Origin of the sequence: Deefgea chitinilytica, assembly GCF_016881405.1 — a bacterium.
Lineage (GTDB): Bacteria > Pseudomonadota > Gammaproteobacteria > Burkholderiales > Chitinibacteraceae > Deefgea > Deefgea chitinilytica.
The window spans coordinates 269,305-286,658 of sequence record NZ_WOFE01000001.1; the positions used below are offsets into that span (position 1 = coordinate 269,305).

At 47.9% G+C, this 17,354-nt stretch carries 16 protein-coding genes and 1 tRNA gene; 15 read left to right on the forward strand and 2 right to left on the reverse strand.

The features are described 5' to 3' along the window. The first annotated feature begins 82 nt into the window (after positions 1-82). The 6 genes from GM173_RS01210 (at position 83) to GM173_RS01235 (ending at position 4,457) form a co-directional block, all read left to right on the forward strand. Complete coding sequence (locus tag GM173_RS01210; protein WP_203569509.1) at positions 83-565, forward strand: GspH/FimT family pseudopilin; 483 nt, start codon at positions 83-85, stop codon at positions 563-565. After that, complete coding sequence (gspI, locus tag GM173_RS01215; protein ID WP_203569510.1) at positions 565-936, forward strand: type II secretion system minor pseudopilin GspI; 372 nt, start codon at positions 565-567, stop codon at positions 934-936. The genes GM173_RS01210 and gspI overlap by 1 nt, the downstream gene beginning before the upstream one ends. Continuing rightward, positions 917-1,501, forward strand: coding sequence for a type II secretion system minor pseudopilin GspJ (gene gspJ, locus GM173_RS01220; protein WP_203569511.1), 585 nt, complete (start codon positions 917-919; stop codon positions 1,499-1,501). Before gspI ends, gspJ begins: the two co-directional genes overlap by 20 nt. After that, a complete protein-coding gene (gene gspK / locus GM173_RS01225; RefSeq protein ID WP_203569512.1) occupies positions 1,498-2,388 on the forward strand; it encodes a type II secretion system minor pseudopilin GspK in 891 nt (296 codons plus the stop codon). Before gspJ ends, gspK begins: the two co-directional genes overlap by 4 nt. A 140-nt stretch (positions 2,389-2,528) precedes the next feature. After that, the gene (upp, locus tag GM173_RS01230; protein ID WP_203570335.1) at positions 2,529-3,161 is read left to right on the forward strand and encodes a uracil phosphoribosyltransferase; all 633 of its coding nucleotides are present in this window, start codon (positions 2,529-2,531) and stop codon (positions 3,159-3,161) included. Between the two features lie 54 nt (positions 3,162-3,215). After that, positions 3,216-4,457 carry a uracil-xanthine permease family protein gene (locus GM173_RS01235; RefSeq protein WP_203569513.1) on the forward strand — a complete coding sequence of 414 codons (1,242 nt, stop codon included), beginning with the start codon at positions 3,216-3,218 and terminating at the stop codon, positions 4,455-4,457. Between the two features lie 90 nt (positions 4,458-4,547). Here GM173_RS01235 and GM173_RS01240 read toward each other — a convergent pair whose 3' ends face one another. Further along, positions 4,548-4,775, reverse strand: coding sequence for a hypothetical protein (locus GM173_RS01240; RefSeq protein WP_203569514.1), 228 nt, complete (start codon positions 4,773-4,775; stop codon positions 4,548-4,550). Positions 4,776-5,044: 269 nt separating this feature from the next. On the opposite strand from GM173_RS01240, the gene GM173_RS01245 reads away from it, so the two are divergent. The 5 genes from GM173_RS01245 (at position 5,045) to GM173_RS01265 (ending at position 12,693) form a co-directional block, all read left to right on the forward strand. Further along, positions 5,045-6,751, forward strand: a complete 1,707-nt coding sequence (locus GM173_RS01245; protein ID WP_203569515.1) for a glutamine--tRNA ligase/YqeY domain fusion protein — start codon at positions 5,045-5,047, stop codon at positions 6,749-6,751. A 66-nt stretch (positions 6,752-6,817) separates the two neighbouring features. Then, positions 6,818-7,210, forward strand: a complete 393-nt coding sequence (locus GM173_RS01250) for a hypothetical protein (RefSeq protein WP_203569516.1) — start codon at positions 6,818-6,820, stop codon at positions 7,208-7,210. A gap of 66 nt (positions 7,211-7,276) precedes the next feature. Continuing rightward, positions 7,277-9,004, forward strand: coding sequence for an ABC transporter ATP-binding protein/permease (locus GM173_RS01255; RefSeq protein WP_239078191.1), 1,728 nt, complete (start codon positions 7,277-7,279; stop codon positions 9,002-9,004). A 134-nt stretch (positions 9,005-9,138) separates the two neighbouring features. After that, the gene (gene hemE, locus GM173_RS01260) at positions 9,139-10,191 is read left to right on the forward strand and encodes a uroporphyrinogen decarboxylase (RefSeq protein WP_203569517.1); all 1,053 of its coding nucleotides are present in this window, start codon (positions 9,139-9,141) and stop codon (positions 10,189-10,191) included. Positions 10,192-10,530: 339 nt separating this feature from the next. Further along, positions 10,531-12,693 (forward strand): primosomal protein N', encoded by a 2,163-nt coding sequence (locus GM173_RS01265; protein WP_203569518.1) that lies wholly within the window; start codon positions 10,531-10,533, stop codon positions 12,691-12,693. 138 nt (positions 12,694-12,831) lie between these two features. Here the strand turns inward: GM173_RS01265 and GM173_RS01270 are convergent, their stop codons facing one another. Continuing rightward, complete coding sequence (locus GM173_RS01270) at positions 12,832-13,170, reverse strand: P-II family nitrogen regulator (RefSeq protein WP_203569519.1); 339 nt, start codon at positions 13,168-13,170, stop codon at positions 12,832-12,834. Between the two features lie 245 nt (positions 13,171-13,415). Here GM173_RS01270 and GM173_RS01275 point away from each other — a divergent pair. From GM173_RS01275 to clpX, 4 genes are all read left to right on the forward strand, one after another. Beyond that, a tRNA-Leu gene (locus GM173_RS01275) sits at positions 13,416-13,500 on the forward strand. Positions 13,501-13,875: 375 nt separating this feature from the next. After that, positions 13,876-15,186, forward strand: coding sequence for a trigger factor (gene tig / locus GM173_RS01280; RefSeq protein ID WP_203569520.1), 1,311 nt, complete (start codon positions 13,876-13,878; stop codon positions 15,184-15,186). Between the two features lie 92 nt (positions 15,187-15,278). After that, a complete protein-coding gene (clpP, locus tag GM173_RS01285; protein ID WP_373309318.1) occupies positions 15,279-15,899 on the forward strand; it encodes an ATP-dependent Clp endopeptidase proteolytic subunit ClpP in 621 nt (206 codons plus the stop codon). 81 nt (positions 15,900-15,980) lie between these two features. Beyond that, positions 15,981-17,249, forward strand: a complete 1,269-nt coding sequence (gene clpX, locus GM173_RS01290) for an ATP-dependent Clp protease ATP-binding subunit ClpX (RefSeq protein WP_203569522.1) — start codon at positions 15,981-15,983, stop codon at positions 17,247-17,249. Positions 17,250-17,354: the final 105 nt, after the last annotated feature.

Below are 17,354 nucleotides of genomic sequence, written 5' to 3' on the forward strand. Positions count from 1 at the left end.
GCTTACTTTCTTTGACGAAGCAAAGAAAGTAAGTCCCCGTCGCGGATTGCGACAGTAAAACATTGTGCCGCAGGCACTTAAAATGAAGAATTCTGTGCGATCACAATCCGGCTTCACCTTGCTTGAAATCCTTGTCGTCACTGCAATTATTTTAATTGCGACCAGCTTTACGGTGTTTCATTTCAATCGTGGTGATGGGGCGCAAGCGGCGGCGGATCGTTTGATGTTGCAATTTGAAAGTGCGCGCGATGAGGCGATAGCCAGAGGGCGCGCCGTGGCTTGGACGTCGGACGGCGCAGGCTATCAGTTTTGGATGAAAAATGAGCGTCAAGAATGGGAAGTGCTCAACGCGGGCGAAGGCTTGCGCGCCACTCAGTTGGCTGATGGTGTCCAAGTGAGCGCGCAGACCATTAATCAACAAAATCGCCCCTTAGGTGAAAAAATTATCCTGCCGGCTGATGGCGTGATTGAATCATTTGAAGTCTTCCTCAATGGCAGTCAAACGCAGTGGCGCATCAGCGGTGACGTGATGGGGCGCTTTGCGGTGCAGCAGGTTCAACGCTGATGCGGACAAAAACGCAGGGTTTTACCTTGGTTGAAGTTTTAGTTGCCTTGGCGGTGCTGGGGATTACCCTTGCGGCAGCCGCTAAATTGGTAATGGGTTCGACCGATACCTTAATCACTTATCGCAGCCGAACCTTGGCCAGTTGGGTGGCGAGTAATCAGGTTAATCAAATGCTGGCGATGCGTGCTTATCCTGAAACAGGCTCGACCAGTGGAAAGATCACTCAGGGCGGAGAAAATTTTGTCTACACGATGAATATTAGCCCGACACCTAATTATAGTTTCCGACGTATCGAGCTGAGCGTAGCACTAGCAGAGCGTCCTGAGCATATACTGGCACAGCAGGTATTTTATGCTGCCCGAGTGGACTAAGCCGATGTCACGTGGATTTACTTTGCTCGAAGTGTTAGTGGCTTTGGCGATTTTTGCCATCATGAGTTTGATCACCTATCGCGGCGTCAATATGGTGGTTGATACGCGTACCGCGGTTGTTGCCGAAACCGCCCATTGGCGCGAGTTGACGCTAGCCTTTGAGCGCATCGAAAGTGATTTAAGCCAAATTGCGCCTCGCCCGTGGACTGATAGTGCAGGTCAATCTCAACCGCCGCTGCGCAGTTTCAGTTTAGTAGAAGTGCCAAGCAGTTTGGAATTTATTCGCTTTGACGGCGACCGTGCGCCCTTGCATGGTGTGTATGAATGCCGTCCTCAATCACTCACCTTGCGACTGTTTGCGCAGCCCGATGTGGCTAAAGCGGATCAGGCGGTTTCGCATGAATTACTCAAAAACCTCAGTCGCTGTGAATTTGATTTTTTAGACGACAAAAATCAATGGCGTCAGCAATGGGGCGAGTCAGCCAGTCGACCACGGGCGATTCGGGTGCGGCTTGCCACTCAGCAGCATTTGGGTGAGTACGAACGCGTGTTTTTAATCCCATGATCCCAGTTCAATTCAAACAGCGCGGCGTGGCGATGATTGCTGCGCTCATGGTCGCGGCTTTGGTGGCCTCGGTGGCTGGATTGTTGATGCTGAGGCAGCAGCGAGCTTTGCAGCAACTCGAAATCCGCAAAGAAACCGCCGAAGCGCGTGCGGCCACGTGGTCGGTACTGCAATTAGTCCGGCTCACGCTGCGCGACGATGCTAGAGCGGGTCAGCCTGACCATTTGCTCAAACCGTGGGCGGTGCCGATTCCCGAAATCAAAATCGAAAACGGCGCCATGAGTGGTCGGCTGACTGAACTCAATGGCCGATTTAATCTCGCAAATTTGCTCGATAAAGACGGTCAGCTCAATCCAGCAGGGGTCGCCGCGTTTAAAAAGTTCCTGCTCAATTTAGGTCAGCCCGTGGTGCTGGCTGATGCACTAGTGAAACATTTGCAAAGCAAAGCGATTTTAGTGGCAGGCAAAAGCAAAATTTTGCCCTTGGTCGATGTGAATGAATTGACTCAAGTTGACGGTTTTAGTATTGAATTAGTACGGCAGATTGAGCCAAGTATTGTGGCGTTGCCAGTGCCGACGACCTTGAATTTAAATTTTGTGTCGGCTGAAGTCTTATCCGCCTGGGGGCCGAAAGTGACTGTATCGGCTGCTGAGCAAGCATTGGTAAAGCGTAGAAGTAAATACTTCTCTAATCCTGCTGACTTTGTGCAGCAATTACCCAAAGAGATGCAAGCTGACATTCCAACAGCGATGTTGGCGGTGAATAGTCAGTTTTTCTGGGCGGATATGGGTGCGCGTTTTGGCAATGTGTTCTTGCAACACCGCGCTTTGCTTGATCGCTCTCAAGCTGAAATGCCCACGGTGCTTTGGGTAAAGCGGATTTATTAATCTGCGCCGCATTATCTAATTGAAATCATCGCTCAATTGATTCGACCTAAATCAACAAAAAGCCATTCGTCGTATTTTCCGCAATAGCGGTTTCGCTAGGAATGCCTACAATGTCTGCATTCCTATCTGCGAGAATCATCATGCAAATCACCATCGTTCATCACCCTTTGGTTCAACATAAATTGGCTTTGCTGCGCGAAGCCGAAGTCTCGACCAATAAATTTCGCTTACTCACCGAAGAACTGGCTCGTTTGTTGGCGTATGAGGCAACGCGTGATTTGCCGCTGGAGGATGTAACGATCCAAGGTTGGTGTGGTGATGTGCAAGTGCAAAAAATCAAAGGTAAAAAACTCACCGTTGTGCCGATTTTGCGCGCGGGTTTGGGGATGCTCAACGGCGTGCTCGACTTGGTTCCGTCGGCCAAAATCAGCGTGGTGGGCTTAGCGCGGGATGAAGAAACCTTGCAACCCGTACCGTATTTTGAAAAATTCGTCGGCGATTTAGAAGACCGCCTTGCGTTGATTATCGATCCGATGCTGGCCACTGGCGGCTCTTTGGTTGCGACGGTGGATATGCTCAAACGCAATGGTTGCAAAGAAATTATCGCGATTGTGATGGTCGCAGCGCCTGAAGGCGTGAAGCTGATGAATGAAAAACATCCCGATGTGCAGATCGTGACTGCGTCGCTCGATTCACATTTGAATGAGCAAGGCTACATCATTCCGGGCTTGGGTGATGCGGGCGACAAGATTTTTGGCACGATTAATAAATAATTAGAATGGCGCTACTGGGTCTGTTCCCAGTTAGCGCTGCAATTGGGAGGGCTTATGTTTTCTGAAGTAAAACAATTTATATCCGGCGCGCAAATTTTATTTGTCGCCTTTGGTGCGCTGGTGCTGGTGCCGCTACTGACTGGCCTTAATCCGGCCATGGCGTTGCTTGGAGCTGGCGTCGGTACTTTGATGTTTCAATTGATTACTCGTCGGCAAGTGCCGATTTTTTTGGGCTCGTCATTTGCCTTTATCGGACCGATTATTTTCGCGATGCAAACATGGGGCCAAGCCGCCACGCAGTTTGGCCTTTTTTTTGCGGGCTTTATGTATTTTATTATTGCGGGTTTAATCAAATGGCGCGGCATGGGATTTATCCATAAATTATTGCCGCCGGTGGTCATTGGCCCAGTGATTATGGTGATTGGTTTGTCGGTAGCAGTGGCTGCTTCAGGCATGGCGATGGGGCAGGGTGGTGGTAAGCAGTTGGTGCCGTATGGGGTGTCATTATTGCTGGCTACAATTTCTTTGACGACGACGATTATCGTCTCGGTATTCGCTGGCGGTATGTTGCGTTTAGTGCCGATTTTGTCGGGTGTCGTTGCGGGTTATATTGCGGCGGTATTCCTCGGCGTGATCGACTTGTCTGGGGTTGCTAATGCTCCGTGGTTTGCGATGCCGCATTTTGTGGCTCCAGAAGTCAATTGGGCGGCGGCGCTGTTTATGTTACCGGTGGCGATTGCGCCGACCATTGAGCATATTGGTGGCGTAATGGCTTTGGGCAAAGTGACGGGGCAAGATTACACCGTGAACCCAGGCTTGCATCGAACTTTGAGTGGTGATGGCATGGGGGTGTGTTTTGCTGGTTTGATCGGTGGACCTCCCATTACAACGTATGCCGAAGTGACTGGCGCCTTGATGATTACGCGTAATTTCAATCCGGTCATTATGACTTATGCGGCGATTTTGGCGGTGATTTTGGCGTTTTTTGGTAAGTTCAACGCCATTTTGGTGTCGATCCCAATGCCGGTCATGGGGGGGATTATGGTCTTGCTATTTGGTACGATTGCCTCAATTGGCTTGAAAACGCTAATCGATAGCAAAGTTGACTTAATGTTGCCCCGTAATTTAGTGATTGTTTCTGTTGTGCTCACTTGCGGTATTGGTGGCTTGATGGTGCAAGTCGGTAATTTCAACTTAGTCGGCGTCGGGCTAGTGAGCGTATTGGCGATTGTTTTGAATTTATTGCTACCAGCCGATCAGCATCATGATGGGATTGTAGAAGGGCAGGATATTTAAGGTATTGCTTTGTAGGCTTTAATTGATAAGGCTTATCGGTTGATACATGTAATGGCGGAGAAATTCTCCGCCATTTTTTATGGCTGATATTTATGTCTTGTGCTGCATCAACCGCGAACCTAGCTTGCTAGTCCAATGACTACATGTATGCCAGTAAGCATGCAATTGGCTACAGATTGAGCATGCTGGAGTTAGGTGGCAATCAATATAGCGGTCATTGAGTTCTGTACTGGGATACGGATCGAGGGTAAAGATTGAGCCATCGGATAATGAAATCGAACCATGGCCTTGCGGGGCATTGCGATAGTCGGCATTCATGATATTGCTCCGTGAATTTGTAACTCTAGTTTATGCCGAACAAACCCTGCCAAATAGACACATACAGCACCTTATGCGGTGAGTGCAGTGGGTGGATTTTTGATCTGTACGGTAGGCAATCACGCAGAAGTGTTTTCTCGCAAATTGAGCTGCAAAATTGCGCGATTTTTTGCATTGAAAAGCATTAGATTTCAGATTGGCAGGGCGATTTGGTCGCTGTTTTGGTAGAATCGTTGCCTTGAGTAAAAATCCCATGAGTTTGAGCCGCGATGAGTGAAAAAAACAGCCCCGCAGTCCATGCAGAAAATGCCCCTGTGACCAGTAATTTTATCCGCCAAATTATTGATGCCGACCTTGCGAGCGGCAAACACACTGCGGTGCAGACGCGTTTTCCGCCTGAGCCAAATGGCTACTTGCATATCGGCCATGCTAAGTCGATTTGCCTGAATTTCGGCATCGCCCAAGATTATAACGGTCTGTGCAATCTGCGCATGGACGACACCAACCCGGAAAAAGAAAACGACGAATACGCCAAAGCGATCGAAGACGACGTACGCTGGTTGGGTTTTGAATGGAATGGCGATGTGCGCCATTCTTCAGATTATTTTGAATTGCTGTATGGTTACGCCGTTGAATTGATCAACGCAGGCAAAGCCTATGTCTGCGAATTAAACGCCGAAGAAATGCGCGACTACCGTGGCGACTTCCAAAAGCCAGGCCGCAACAGCCCGTTCCGAGATCGCACGCCGGCGGAAAATCTCGATTTGTTCACGCGCATGCGTGCTGGCGAGTTTGAAGACGGCAGCAAAACGCTGCGCCTTAAAATCGATATGCAGTCGCCGAATTTGAATATGCGCGATCCAGTGATTTACCGTATCAAACGCTCCACACACATTAAAACTGGCGACACGTGGTGCATTTACCCGATGTATGACTACACACACTGCATCTCTGATGCGCTAGAGGGCATTACCCATAGTCTGTGTACGCTGGAGTTTGAAGACCATCGCCCCTTGTATGACTGGGTTTTGGATAACATCACTATCCCATGCCATCCACAGCAGATTGAATTTTCGCGACTTGAACTGTTGTATTCGATAACGTCGAAACGCAAACTCAATCAACTCGTCACTGGCAACTACGTGTCGGGCTGGGACGATCCACGCATGACGACCATTAGCGGGATGCGCCGTCGTGGTTATAGTCCCGAAGGGATTAAGCTTTTCGCACAGCGTATTGGTGTGAGCAAAGGCGAAAATATTATCGATTTTGCCATCCTCGAAGGCGCGGTGCGCGAGCAACTGGAAGGTAGCAGCCCACGCGTGATGGCGGTGTTAAACCCACTTAAAGTCACACTGACTAACTTTGAAGCAGGCGTCACCGGTTCACGTAGCGCGCCATTCCATCCGCACCACGAAGAAATGGGCGAGCGTGAAATCCCGATTGCCCGTGAAATCTGGATTGAGCAAGACGACTTTGCCGAAGAACCACCTAAAGGCTGGCAACGCCTGACTTTGGGCGCGGAAGTGCGTTTGCGTTATTCCTACGTGATTAAGTGCGATGAAGTGGTGAAAGACGCTGACGGCAAAGTGATTGAATTGCGTTGCAGTTTGGATACCGAAACCTTGGGTAAAAATCCAGAAGGCCGCAAAGTAAAAGGCGTGATCCACTGGATTTCTGCCGAACACGCGGTGGCTGCGACGGTGAATTTGTACGAACGCCTGTTTACTGAGCCGCGCCCAGATGCAGTGCGCGGTGCAGACGGACAGTATGTCGATTTCACCCAATTCATCAATCCAGAATCGCTGAAAACCATCACTGCCTATGTGGAAAGCTGCGTCGTGAGTGCTGCGCCAGAAACGCGGTTCCAGTTTGAGCGTTTAGGTTACTTCATTACCGATCGCTACAATCATCAAGCAGGTGGTACCCCGGTATTTAACCGCACAGTCACTTTGAAAGACAGTTGGGCAAAATAATAGTGAGTCGGCTTTGTGGCTAAGGCCGACTATTTGAAACTTGATTGAAGTCATGAGGTTGATCTAATGAAACTGATACTTGCAACAATGATGGTCGTTTTGGCTGGCTCAGTGTTGGCTGAAGAAGTACGTAAACCGATTTTTACTGGGCAAGTCGGTTCTGCCCCTGTGCAGGTAATGTATGAATACTTGCAAAACCGCATTTCGAATGAATTGGGCATTGGCGAGTATCAGCAATTAGTCATTAAGCAAACTGCTGCGGGGCCAGAAAACTTTAAGCAAGTGCAGATCGAAACGCAATTGCAAGGCTTGCTGGACGATTCAGTACGTACCCAGCGTTTTCAGTTAAGTATGAGCTTTAATGATGCAACATCAGTTTGGCTGATTGATTCAGTCAAGCAAGACTGGCAATGCCGCCGTGGCAATAGCCGAGCTTGGACTCAGAAGCCGTGTAAATAATGCGTCGGAAAATAGGGGCTTAGCCCCTGTTTTTTTAAAGTGAATTTTGTGTTTGGATGAAAATCAATGAGCTTTATGAAAGACAAAGCACCGACTGTGCGGCATTTATTTCGTAATTTCTGGCGCATCGCCAAACCATATTGGGTTTCTGAAGATAAACTCTATGCTTGGGGTTTGCTCGCGCTGGTGATTGGCTTGTCACTGGGCATTGTGTATATGAATGTCCAGTTTAATAGCTGGAATCGTGAGTTTTATAACACGCTACAAAACGTCGATGCCGTGGCTTTTAAGGCGGCGCTGATTAAGTTTGCCTACTTGGCCTTTGCTTATATTGTGATTGCGGTGCACGCGATTTGGTTTCAGCAAATGCTGGAAATCCGCTGGCGCAAATGGGCAACTCTGCATTACACCCAAAAATGGTTAAAAGAGAACAATTTTTACCGTTTGCAATTGACCGATAAAGACACGGATAACCCAGACCAACGAATAGCTGAAGACGTAGGGCAGTTTGTATCGATTTCCTTGTCGCTCTCGTTGGGTTTATTGCGCTCGGTAGTCACCTTGGTGTCATTTGTTGGTATTTTGTGGACCCTCTCTGGCCCGTTGAAATTCATGCTGGGTGATACGGCGGTGACGATTCCTGGCTATATGGTTTGGATTGCGATTATTTATGCCTTGATTGGTACAATCATCACGATTTTGCTGGGTAGCCCTTTGGTTGGTCTCAATTTTATGCAACAACGCTACGAAGCCGATTTTCGCTTTGGTTTAGTGCGAGTGCGTGAAAATGCCGAGTCGATTGCGATTTATGGCGGCGCAAAAGATGAACAAGAGCGCTTGGGTTATCGCTTTGTCAATGTGGTCAGCAATTTTTGGTCGCTGATGCGAATGAATAAACGACTGACTTGGTTTACTTCATTTTGGGGGCAATTAGCGATCATCTTTCCGCTGATTGTTGCTGCGCCGCGTTTTTTTTCCAAAGAAATCCAGCTGGGTGATTTGATGCAAATTAATTCAGCGTTTGGCCAAGTCTATGGTGCTCTGGATTTTATTATTGGCAGCTTTAGCACGTTAGCTAATTGGAAGGCAGTGATTGATCGTTTAACGACTTTTGAAAGCAGTATTAACAGTGCGAATGCGCTGCCACGTATTACACCAAAACCGATTGCGAATGGATTGCAACTGAGCAACCTATCGGTGAGCAAACCGAACGGCGAAGTGCTATTGGAACAACTCAATTTTTCGCTCAAACCGGGTGATTCGCTGTTAATTCGCGGTAAATCAGGCTCTGGCAAATCTACTTTATTACGTGCTTTGGCAGGTATATGGCCTTATGCTCAAGGTGAGTATGCTGTTCAAAGCAATACTACCAGTTTGTTTTTGTCGCAAAAACCGTATATGCCGCTGGGTAGCTTGCGCGCTGCTCTTTATTACCCAAATGATGTTCAGCAAGATGATGCCCAAATAGCCGATTTATTTGCATTGGCCGGCTTAAGTCATTTGATGTCGCGGCTAGATGAAGTCGATTCGTGGTCACATGTCCTTAGTTTGGGTGAGCAACAAAGGATTGCTTTACTGCGGGCGATTTTGGTCAAACCGGACTTCCTTTTAATGGATGAGTCGACGTCGGCGCTCGATGCCGATGGTGAAGCGCGACTTTATCGTGCAGTTGCCGAGACGATGAAAGACGGCGTGATGATTAGTGTTGGACATCGCTCAGGTCTTGTTGAATATCACCAACAAGTGCTCGAATGCCAAGGGCAGGGCAAGTGGGCTTTAGCGGCGTTGAATTGATGATGGCGAGATTGCGTATGCATTGATTTGCCACGATTGAAATCCAAACTGGCGGTTTTTTAGGCTGATTCGCCGTTCAGATGAGATGCTGGATCTTAGGCGCACAGTTTTATGAATTTGAAAAAGAGTAAACCATGTTAAAAAACGATACTTTCCTGCGCGCTTTATTGCGTGAGCCTGTTGAATACACGCCGGTGTGGATGATGCGCCAAGCAGGACGTTATTTGCCTGAATATTGCGCTACGCGCAAAAACGCAGGTTCATTTTTGCAGCTTTGCAAAAACACCGAGTTGGCTACTGAAGTGACTTTGCAGCCGCTGGATCGTTTCCCGCTTGATGCAGCGATTTTGTTTTCGGATATTTTGACTGTGCCCGATGCGATGGGCTTGGGGCTGTATTTTGCTGAAGGCGAAGGCCCGAAATTTGAGCGCACGGTGCGTACCGAAGAAGACGTTGCCAAACTGTTCGTGCCAGATGTTGGCACCGAGTTGAAATACGTGACCGACGCGGTGAGCTCGATTCGTAAGGCGCTCGATAATCGTGTGCCTTTGATTGGTTTCTCGGGTAGCCCATATACGCTAGCGTGTTATATGGTTGAAGGTGGCTCATCGAGCGATTACCGCACGATCAAAACCATGATGTATGCGCGTCCAGATCTTTTACATCGTATTCTAGAGGTCAATACCCTGACGGTGATTGATTACTTGAATGCGCAAATCGAAGCCGGTGCGCAAGCGGTGCAGATTTTTGATAGCTGGGGCGGTTCATTGCCATTCGGCAAATATCAAGAGTTCTCATTGCAATACATGGCGCGGATTGTGGCTGGCCTCAAACGTGAACACGACGGCCGTCGCGTGCCAGTGATTGTGTTTACCAAGGGTGGTGGTCAGTGGCTGGAAGATATTGCTGAAACCGGTTGCGATGCGATTGGCTTGGATTGGACGACCGACATCGGCGCAGCGCGCCGTCGTGTGGGTGATAAAGTCGCATTGCAGGGTAATTTTGATCCGGTGGCGCTGTTTGCACCGCCGGCTGCGATTGAAGCAGAAGTCGAACGCATTCTCACGAGTTACGGTGGCGGTACCGGACATGTGTTTAATTTAGGACACGGTATTTCGCAATTTACCAATCCTGATCATGCGGCAGCCTTGGTTGCCGCAGTGCATCGATTTTCAGGTAAAAAGTAAAACTTACAGCTTGTATTTAAACTGTAATGAACATGAAAATCAATGATTTATCGATGATTTATGTAGTCTTAGATTGCGAAATTACAGTAAGTTATACACATTAAGGATTGACTGGGTTTTTGACTTGTCAATCCCCTTTTAAAAAAATGATGTAAAACGTTGACAAAGTTAAGTTGTTGATTTTATTGATTTAATTTTGTTGTTTAATTTTTGTGCAACTTAACCGTAACCCCATTTTTATTGAGGATTTTCGGTTTTTTGACAAGTTGTTCACAAAATTATCCACAGAAACTGTGCATAACCCTGTGTTAATATTTTTTCGTGAAAAAGAGAGAAAAAGTGGCGAGTTTTGCCCTTGTTGCGCTTGACGTGCCACTGAAAAAACTGTTCGCATATGAGGTGGCAAACTTTACGGTGGCTGTAGGCTCACGGGTACTGGTGCCATTTGGCCCGCGGCGCTTATCGGGTGTGGTGATGCAATTGCGTGCTGACGCCGCCGATTTTACAGGCACCCCAAAGTCAATTCTTGCTGTATTCAATGATTTACCTGCTTTACCTCAAAATACTTTGCAACTTTGCCAGTTTGTTGCTGATTATTATCACTACCCAATTGGCGCGGTAATTTCAGCAGCACTGCCTACGGTATTTCGTGCGAATTCGCTGTTTTCCGAGCCAGCGGCATCTACGGTGTATTTTGTGGAGGCGCTGGAATCTTTACTAAGTCAAATTTCCAAGCGTGCACCTGCACAGCGGCGTGTTGCAGAAGCTTTATTGGTGCCGCATACGCCAGCAGCACTGCGCCGCTTACACGATAGCGCTTGGCGTTGGGTGAAAGCTTGGCATGAGGCAGGTTGGGTGCAGTCTGCCGCTGAGGAAAAATGCGTGGGACTCGCCAGCGCGGCATTACCGCTCAACGTCGAGCAAAGTGCTGCGGTGGCTGAACTGGTGCAAGCCAGTGGCTTTAGTCCTTTTTTACTGTATGGCATTACCGGCAGCGGTAAGACTGAGGTTTATTTGCAGACGATTGCTCAAGTGTTGGCGCGTGGTTTGCAAGTCTTAGTTTTAATTCCAGAAATCAATCTCACGCCGCAGCTCGAAGGTCGTTTTCGCGCCCGCTTTCCCGGTGTGCGGATGGCGGCATTGCATAGCGGTTTAAATAATACCGAGCGGGCGGTTAATTGGTTGGCAGCGCTGCGCGGCGAAGCGCAAATCGTGTTGGGGACTCGCTTAGCGGTGTTTACGCCGCTACCCAAGCTGGGCATGATTATCGTCGATGAAGAGCACGATCCGTCGTTTAAGCAGCAAGAAGGGCTACGTTATTCGGCGCGCGATGTGGCGGTGTATCGGGCGCGGCAAGCGAATGTGCCGATTGTACTCGGTTCAGCAACGCCGAGCATCGAAAGCTGGGCTAATGCGAAAGCCAAACGCTATCGATTGCTGCCGCTCACCCAGCGCGCGGTGCCCGGTGCGGTGTTGCCCAAAATCGTCTTATTACCAACTAAAAACGTTAGCTTAGTTGATGGCTTGCATGTGATGGCGCTGGCGGCAATGCATGCTGCGCTTGAGCGTGGCGAGCAAGTGCTGATTTTTTTAAATCGTCGTGGATTTTCACCGGTGCTGCAATGTGGCGAATGTGGCTGGATGGCGAGTTGTTCGCATTGCTCGGCGCGACTGGTGCTGCATTTGAAAGAGCGACGGTTGCGTTGTCATCATTGCGGTCATGAAGAAGCGATCACCGCAGCTTGCCCAGATTGCGGCAATCATGATTTGAAACCAGTCGGGCAGGGTACGCAGCGATTGGAGGACGCTTTGCCGCAGCATTTTCCGGGTAAAAAGATCCTGCGGATTGACCGTGATTCAACCTGCAAAAAAGGTGAGCTTGACGCTGCGCTGGCGCAGGTGCATTCCGGAGACGCGGATATTTTGATCGGCACGCAAATGCTGGCCAAAGGCCATGATTTTGACCAATTAAACTGCGTCGTTGTACTGAATGCCGATACGGGGCTCTATAGCGTTGATTTTCGGGCGGAGGAGCGCTTGTTTGCGCTGCTGACGCAAGTTGCAGGACGAGCAGGGCGGCGGGAAAATCCGGGCGAAGTCTTTATCCAAACCGCGTTTTCTGATCATCCGTTTTACCACCAACTCCTGGCGCGCGATTATGCGCCATTTGCCGATCGAACATTGGCTGAGCGAAATATGTTGCTCTTGCCGCCAGCCAATGCTTGGGCTTTGTTTCGCGCCGATGCGCCAGAGTTGGAACAAGCCTTGGCGGCGCTATCCGACATTCGCAAATGTATTTCGCCAGAGCCGGATTTGGTGCTGAATCAGCCGGTGGCAGCAACGATGTTGAAAAAGGCAGGCGTTGAGCGGGCGCAACTCTTAATTGCGGCAAAGTCGAAGGCGCAATTGCAGGCGGTGTTAGGTGAGGCTTTGCCGACGATACAGGCTTTAAAACTGGGAAAAGTGCGTTGGACTCTGGATGTGGATCCGGTTGAGGTGTGAGGTGTGAGGTGTGAGGTGTGAGGTGTGAGGTGATTTTATGGTTTGGGTATATTAATACAAGCCATATTTATAAATGGCTGCATTAATATACCTGCCCTAGCTTTTACGCCTCACCTCTAACTCCTGCCACCTCACAAATTAAACTGCTTGATCGTTGGTCTCGCCAGTACGAATTCGCACCACATGCTCAACGGGGCTCACGAAAATCTTACCATCGCCGATTTTGCCAGTGTGGGCAGCTTTAATAATGCCTTCGATGGCGGTATCGACTTGTTCATCGGATAATACGACTTCGATTTTTACTTTTGGCAAGAAATCAACCACGTACTCAGCGCCGCGGTACAATTCGGTATGTCCTTTTTGGCGACCGAAGCCTTTTACTTCAGTCACTGTTAGACCAGAGATCCCCAGCTCGGATAGTGCTTCGCGCACTTCGTCAAGTTTAAAGGGTTTGATGATGGCTTCGATTTTTTTCATAAAAGTCCCGTCTAGGTGTTGATGAGCGTTGCGCGAGTATAGCTTTGCCAGTCAAATTGCGCCAAGATGTGTTGAGTAAATAGCGTCTGAACAGAACATAATATGGATTGCGCTGCATCACGTCGCTTGACTTGGATAATATTGAATGCTGATTGAATTCATCAACTTATTAGGTTTTTGCTGATTTTTATTTGAAAATAGCTAGACGAGCTGAAGGTTGTTCTGTAAGATGCGGGTCTTGTTGGGGGGGGTTGGCGGAATTGGTAGACGCACTGGATTTAGGTTCCAGCGCCGCAAGGTGTAAGAGTTCGAGTCTCTTATCCCCCACCAGAACAAAGATGCAATGCATCAAACTGAAGAGCCACTTAGCGAAAGCAAGTGGCTTTTTTGCGTCGATTAAAAATATGGTTTTATCGCTTGAAAAATGAACGTCAAACCAAACATTGCAAGCAATGTGGATTTGATTAGTACTGTTGTGTATCGATTTCACGCTGGGCGGTAGATGGTCATTGGTTATAGATTTTGCTATAATGCTCAGCTTCGTTGAGTAAGGTTGTCAGATTGGCGCTTTCTCAGTTGGTTTTGAAGTGTTTGTCAGAAACGTTGGCGTAAAAATCTCGGTTTAGCAGATCACTTCTTATTAATTTATATTGATTAATTTTCTTCCGAGTAAGATCACTCGGATACGTTTGAGGAATACTGGTAATGCAAGCACAACTGGAAACCCTGAGCGCGCTAGAGCGTCGTTTGTCCATTGCGGTACCACGCGAAGAAATCGCTAAGCAAGTTGATGCCCGCCTCAAGCGCGTAGCTAAGACCGCTAAAATCGACGGTTTCCGTCCTGGTAAAGCACCATTGAATGTCGTTTTCCAAAGCCACGGCTTCCGCATTCAGGAAGAAGTGTTGGGTGAAACGGTTGAGCGTAGTTTTGGTGAAGCGGTTGTTGAGCAAAAGCTCCAAGTTGCTGGCTATCCACGCTTTGAAGCTAAACAAGACGCTGCTGAAAACGGCCCGTTTGAATTTGTGGCGACATTTGAAGTTTATCCAGAAATCAAACTAGGTGATTTGAGCGCTGTTGAAGTTCAAAAGCCAACTTTGGTGGTGGGCGATGCTGAAGTTAACAAAACTATCGACATCTTGCGTAGCCAACGTACTCGCTTTGAGCGTGTAGAGCGTGCCGCTGCAGCGGGCGACCGAGTGATTATCGACTTTAAAGGCACGATTGATGGTGTAGCCTTTGCTGGTGGCTCATCAGACAACTACGCTTTCGTTATCGGCAACGGCCAAATGCTGCCAGAGTTTGAAGCTGGTGTAGTTGGTATGAAAGAAGATGAAACTAAAGACGTAACTGTTGCATTCCCTGCTGAATATCATGGCAAAGATGTAGCGGGTAAAACAGCCGTATTTGCTATCACAGTTAAAAATGTTGCCGCAGCCAACTTACCAGCGCTTGATGCTGACTTTGCGAAAAGCCTAGGCATTGTTGATGGCGATGTAGAAAAAATGCGCGCTGAAGTCAAAGGTAATCTAGAGCGTGAAGTTCGTTTCCGCTTGAAATCTCGCGTTAAAGAAAATGCGATGAGCGCTGTGATTGAAGCAACACCAATCGAATTGCCACGTTCATTGATTTCATTGGAAATCGGTCGTTTGGTAGAAGGCGCACAAGCTGATTTGCAACAGCGCGGTATTGATCCGAAAACTGTACCATTCCAACCTGCATTGTTCGAAGCACAAGCACGTCGCCGCGTTCATCTGGGTCTGGTATTGTCTGAATTGGTTGAAGCAGAAAAATTGTCTACTCAACCAGAGCAAATTAAAGCCATTATTGAAGATTTGGCACAAAACTATGAAGATCCGAGCGAAGTTGTGGCTTGGTACTACGAAAGCCCAGATCGTTTGTCAGGCCCAACCAATATGGCACTTGAAGACAATGTGGTTGAGTTTGTACTTTCAAAAGCTAAAGTAACCGAACAAGCTATAGCTTTTGATGAATTGATGGGTCAGCAAGGTCAATAAGTTAGTGCAGCAAAAGTTTTTGAGTTAAAACGAGAAAACTTTTGCCTATCTACTTAGTACTTAATTAAAACTGAGAGGTTGGAATGTCCCATATGGAATTTGATCCGCAAAATATCGGTTTAGTACCTATGGTCGTTGAGCAAAGCGGCCGCGGTGAGCGTGCGTATGATATTTATTCACGCTTGCTGAAAGAGCGGGTTATTTTTCTGGTTGGTCCAGTGAATGATCAAATGGCGAACCTTGTGGTGGCCCAGTTGCTGTTTCTGGAATCAGAAAACCCAGATAAGGACATTTCGCTGTATATCAACTCACCGGGTGGCTCTGTCACAGCGGGGATGGCGATTTACGATACGATGCAGTTTATCAAGCCCGATGTCTCTACTTTGTGCATTGGCATGGCAGCATCGATGGGCGCTTTCTTGTTGTCGGGTGGTGCTAAAGGGAAACGTTTTAGCTTACCAAATTCTCGTATTATGATTCATCAACCGTTAATTGGTGGTTTGCAAGGCCAAGCATCGGATATTGAGATTCATGCTCGTGAATTGATTAAGACCAAGCGCACTTTGAATGAGCTGCTCGCAAAGCACACTGGTCAAGATATTGAAACAGTTGAGCGTGACACCGATCGCGATAACTTCATGAACGCCGAAGAAGCAAAAGCTTACGGACTCGTCGATGAAGTATTAGCTTCTCGGGCGGCTTTGGCAGGTTAATCTCTCGCCGAAACTCTCGTAGCCGCCAGCTAGTCTGGCGGCTTTTCTTTCCTCGGCGCGTTTTATTCGGAATGGCTGTTCATGTCAGATAAAGAAAAATTATTGTATTGTTCCTTCTGCGGCAAAAGTCAGCATGAAGTGAAAAAACTGATTGCAGGCCCACAGGTCTTTATTTGTAACGAATGTATTGATTTGTGCAATGATGTGATTAAAGAAGAAGTCGCCGAGTTAGCGGCTGGTCCAATTACGACCAGTGAAGGTAAGCGATTGCCCAAGCCGACCGAAATTCGTGATGAACTCAATCAATACGTGGTTGGCCAAGAGCGCGCCAAGAAAATTTTGTCAGTCGCGGTGTATAACCACTACAAGCGTCTTTCTACGAAGGGCGCAGCGGGTAATGAGGTTGAATTAGCAAAGTCGAATATCTTGCTGATTGGCCCAACGGGTTCTGGTAAGACATTGCTTGCACAAACCATGGCTAAATTGCTAGATGTGCCATTTGTGATTGCTGATGCAACGACATTAACCGAAGCAGGTTATGTTGGGGAAGATGTTGAGCATATTATTGCTAAATTGCTAGCGCAATGCGATAACGATGTTGAAAAAGCACAGCGTGGTATCGTTTATCTCGATGAAGTCGATAAAATCGCTCGTAAGTCGGAGAATCCTTCCATTACTCGCGATGTATCGGGTGAGGGTGTACAACAAGCTCTGCTGAAATTGATTGAAGGCACCGTAGCTTCAGTGCCACCAAGTGGTGGCCGTAAACATCCAAATCAAGATTTGCCAAAAGTAGATACGACGAATATCTTGTTTATTTGTGGTGGTGCCTTTGAAGGTTTGGATAAAATTATTCGCAATCGTTCAGTTAAAGGCGGCATTGGTTTTGGTGCTGAAGTAAAAAGCAAAGATGAGCGCAAGAATATTGGTGAGTTACTACATGAAGTTGAACCGGATGATTTAATTCGTTTCGGTTTGATTCCTGAGTTTGTTGGCCGCTTGCCGGTGGTGGCTACTTTGGCTGAACTCGATGAAGCGGCACTTGTGACGATTCTAACCGAGCCAAAAAATGCGCTGATTAAACAGTACCAAAAACTGTTTGAAATGGAAGAAGTTGAGCTAGAAATTGGTTCTGAAGCGTTGGCGGCAATTGCGCATAAAGCGATGGAGCGTAAAACGGGGGCGCGTGGTTTGCGTTCTATCGTTGAGCAAACCTTGCTAGATACAATGTTTGAGTTGCCCGCGATGGAGGGTATTGCCAAAGTCGTCGTGAATAAAGAAGTTATTACAGGTACAGCAAAACCTGAATTTGTTCCTGTCGTTGCTGAAACGATTGTCGCAAGTAAGTAATACTTGCCTTTAAATCGCCCGCAGCGGTTTCCTCAGTCTAGGAAGCTGAATGCGGGCGTGATTGTTTATGGCGTTGCGATTGAATTTAATCGCAATGACCACATA

Bases quoted from the DNA above. Each gene is read 5' to 3' on its own strand.
- GM173_RS01210 (WP_203569509.1), top strand. From the start codon at position 83: ATGAAGAATTCTGTGCGATCACAATCCGGCTTCACCTTGCTTGAAATC.
- gspI (WP_203569510.1), top strand. From the start codon at position 565: ATGCGGACAAAAACGCAGGGTTTTACCTTGGTTGAAGTTTTAGTTGCC.
- gspJ (WP_203569511.1), top strand. From the start codon at position 917: ATGCTGCCCGAGTGGACTAAGCCGATGTCACGTGGATTTACTTTGCTC.
- gspK (WP_203569512.1), top strand. From the start codon at position 1,498: ATGATCCCAGTTCAATTCAAACAGCGCGGCGTGGCGATGATTGCTGCG.
- upp (WP_203570335.1), top strand. From the start codon at position 2,529: ATGCAAATCACCATCGTTCATCACCCTTTGGTTCAACATAAATTGGCT.
- GM173_RS01235 (WP_203569513.1), top strand. From the start codon at position 3,216: ATGTTTTCTGAAGTAAAACAATTTATATCCGGCGCGCAAATTTTATTT.
- GM173_RS01240 (WP_203569514.1), bottom strand. From the start codon at position 4,775: ATGAATGCCGACTATCGCAATGCCCCGCAAGGCCATGGTTCGATTTCA.
- GM173_RS01245 (WP_203569515.1), top strand. From the start codon at position 5,045: ATGAGTGAAAAAAACAGCCCCGCAGTCCATGCAGAAAATGCCCCTGTG.
- GM173_RS01250 (WP_203569516.1), top strand. From the start codon at position 6,818: ATGAAACTGATACTTGCAACAATGATGGTCGTTTTGGCTGGCTCAGTG.
- GM173_RS01255 (WP_239078191.1), top strand. From the start codon at position 7,277: ATGAGCTTTATGAAAGACAAAGCACCGACTGTGCGGCATTTATTTCGT.
- hemE (WP_203569517.1), top strand. From the start codon at position 9,139: ATGTTAAAAAACGATACTTTCCTGCGCGCTTTATTGCGTGAGCCTGTT.
- GM173_RS01270 (WP_203569519.1), bottom strand. From the start codon at position 13,170: ATGAAAAAAATCGAAGCCATCATCAAACCCTTTAAACTTGACGAAGTG.
- tig (WP_203569520.1), top strand. From the start codon at position 13,876: ATGCAAGCACAACTGGAAACCCTGAGCGCGCTAGAGCGTCGTTTGTCC.
- clpP (WP_373309318.1), top strand. From the start codon at position 15,279: ATGGAATTTGATCCGCAAAATATCGGTTTAGTACCTATGGTCGTTGAG.
- clpX (WP_203569522.1), top strand. From the start codon at position 15,981: ATGTCAGATAAAGAAAAATTATTGTATTGTTCCTTCTGCGGCAAAAGT.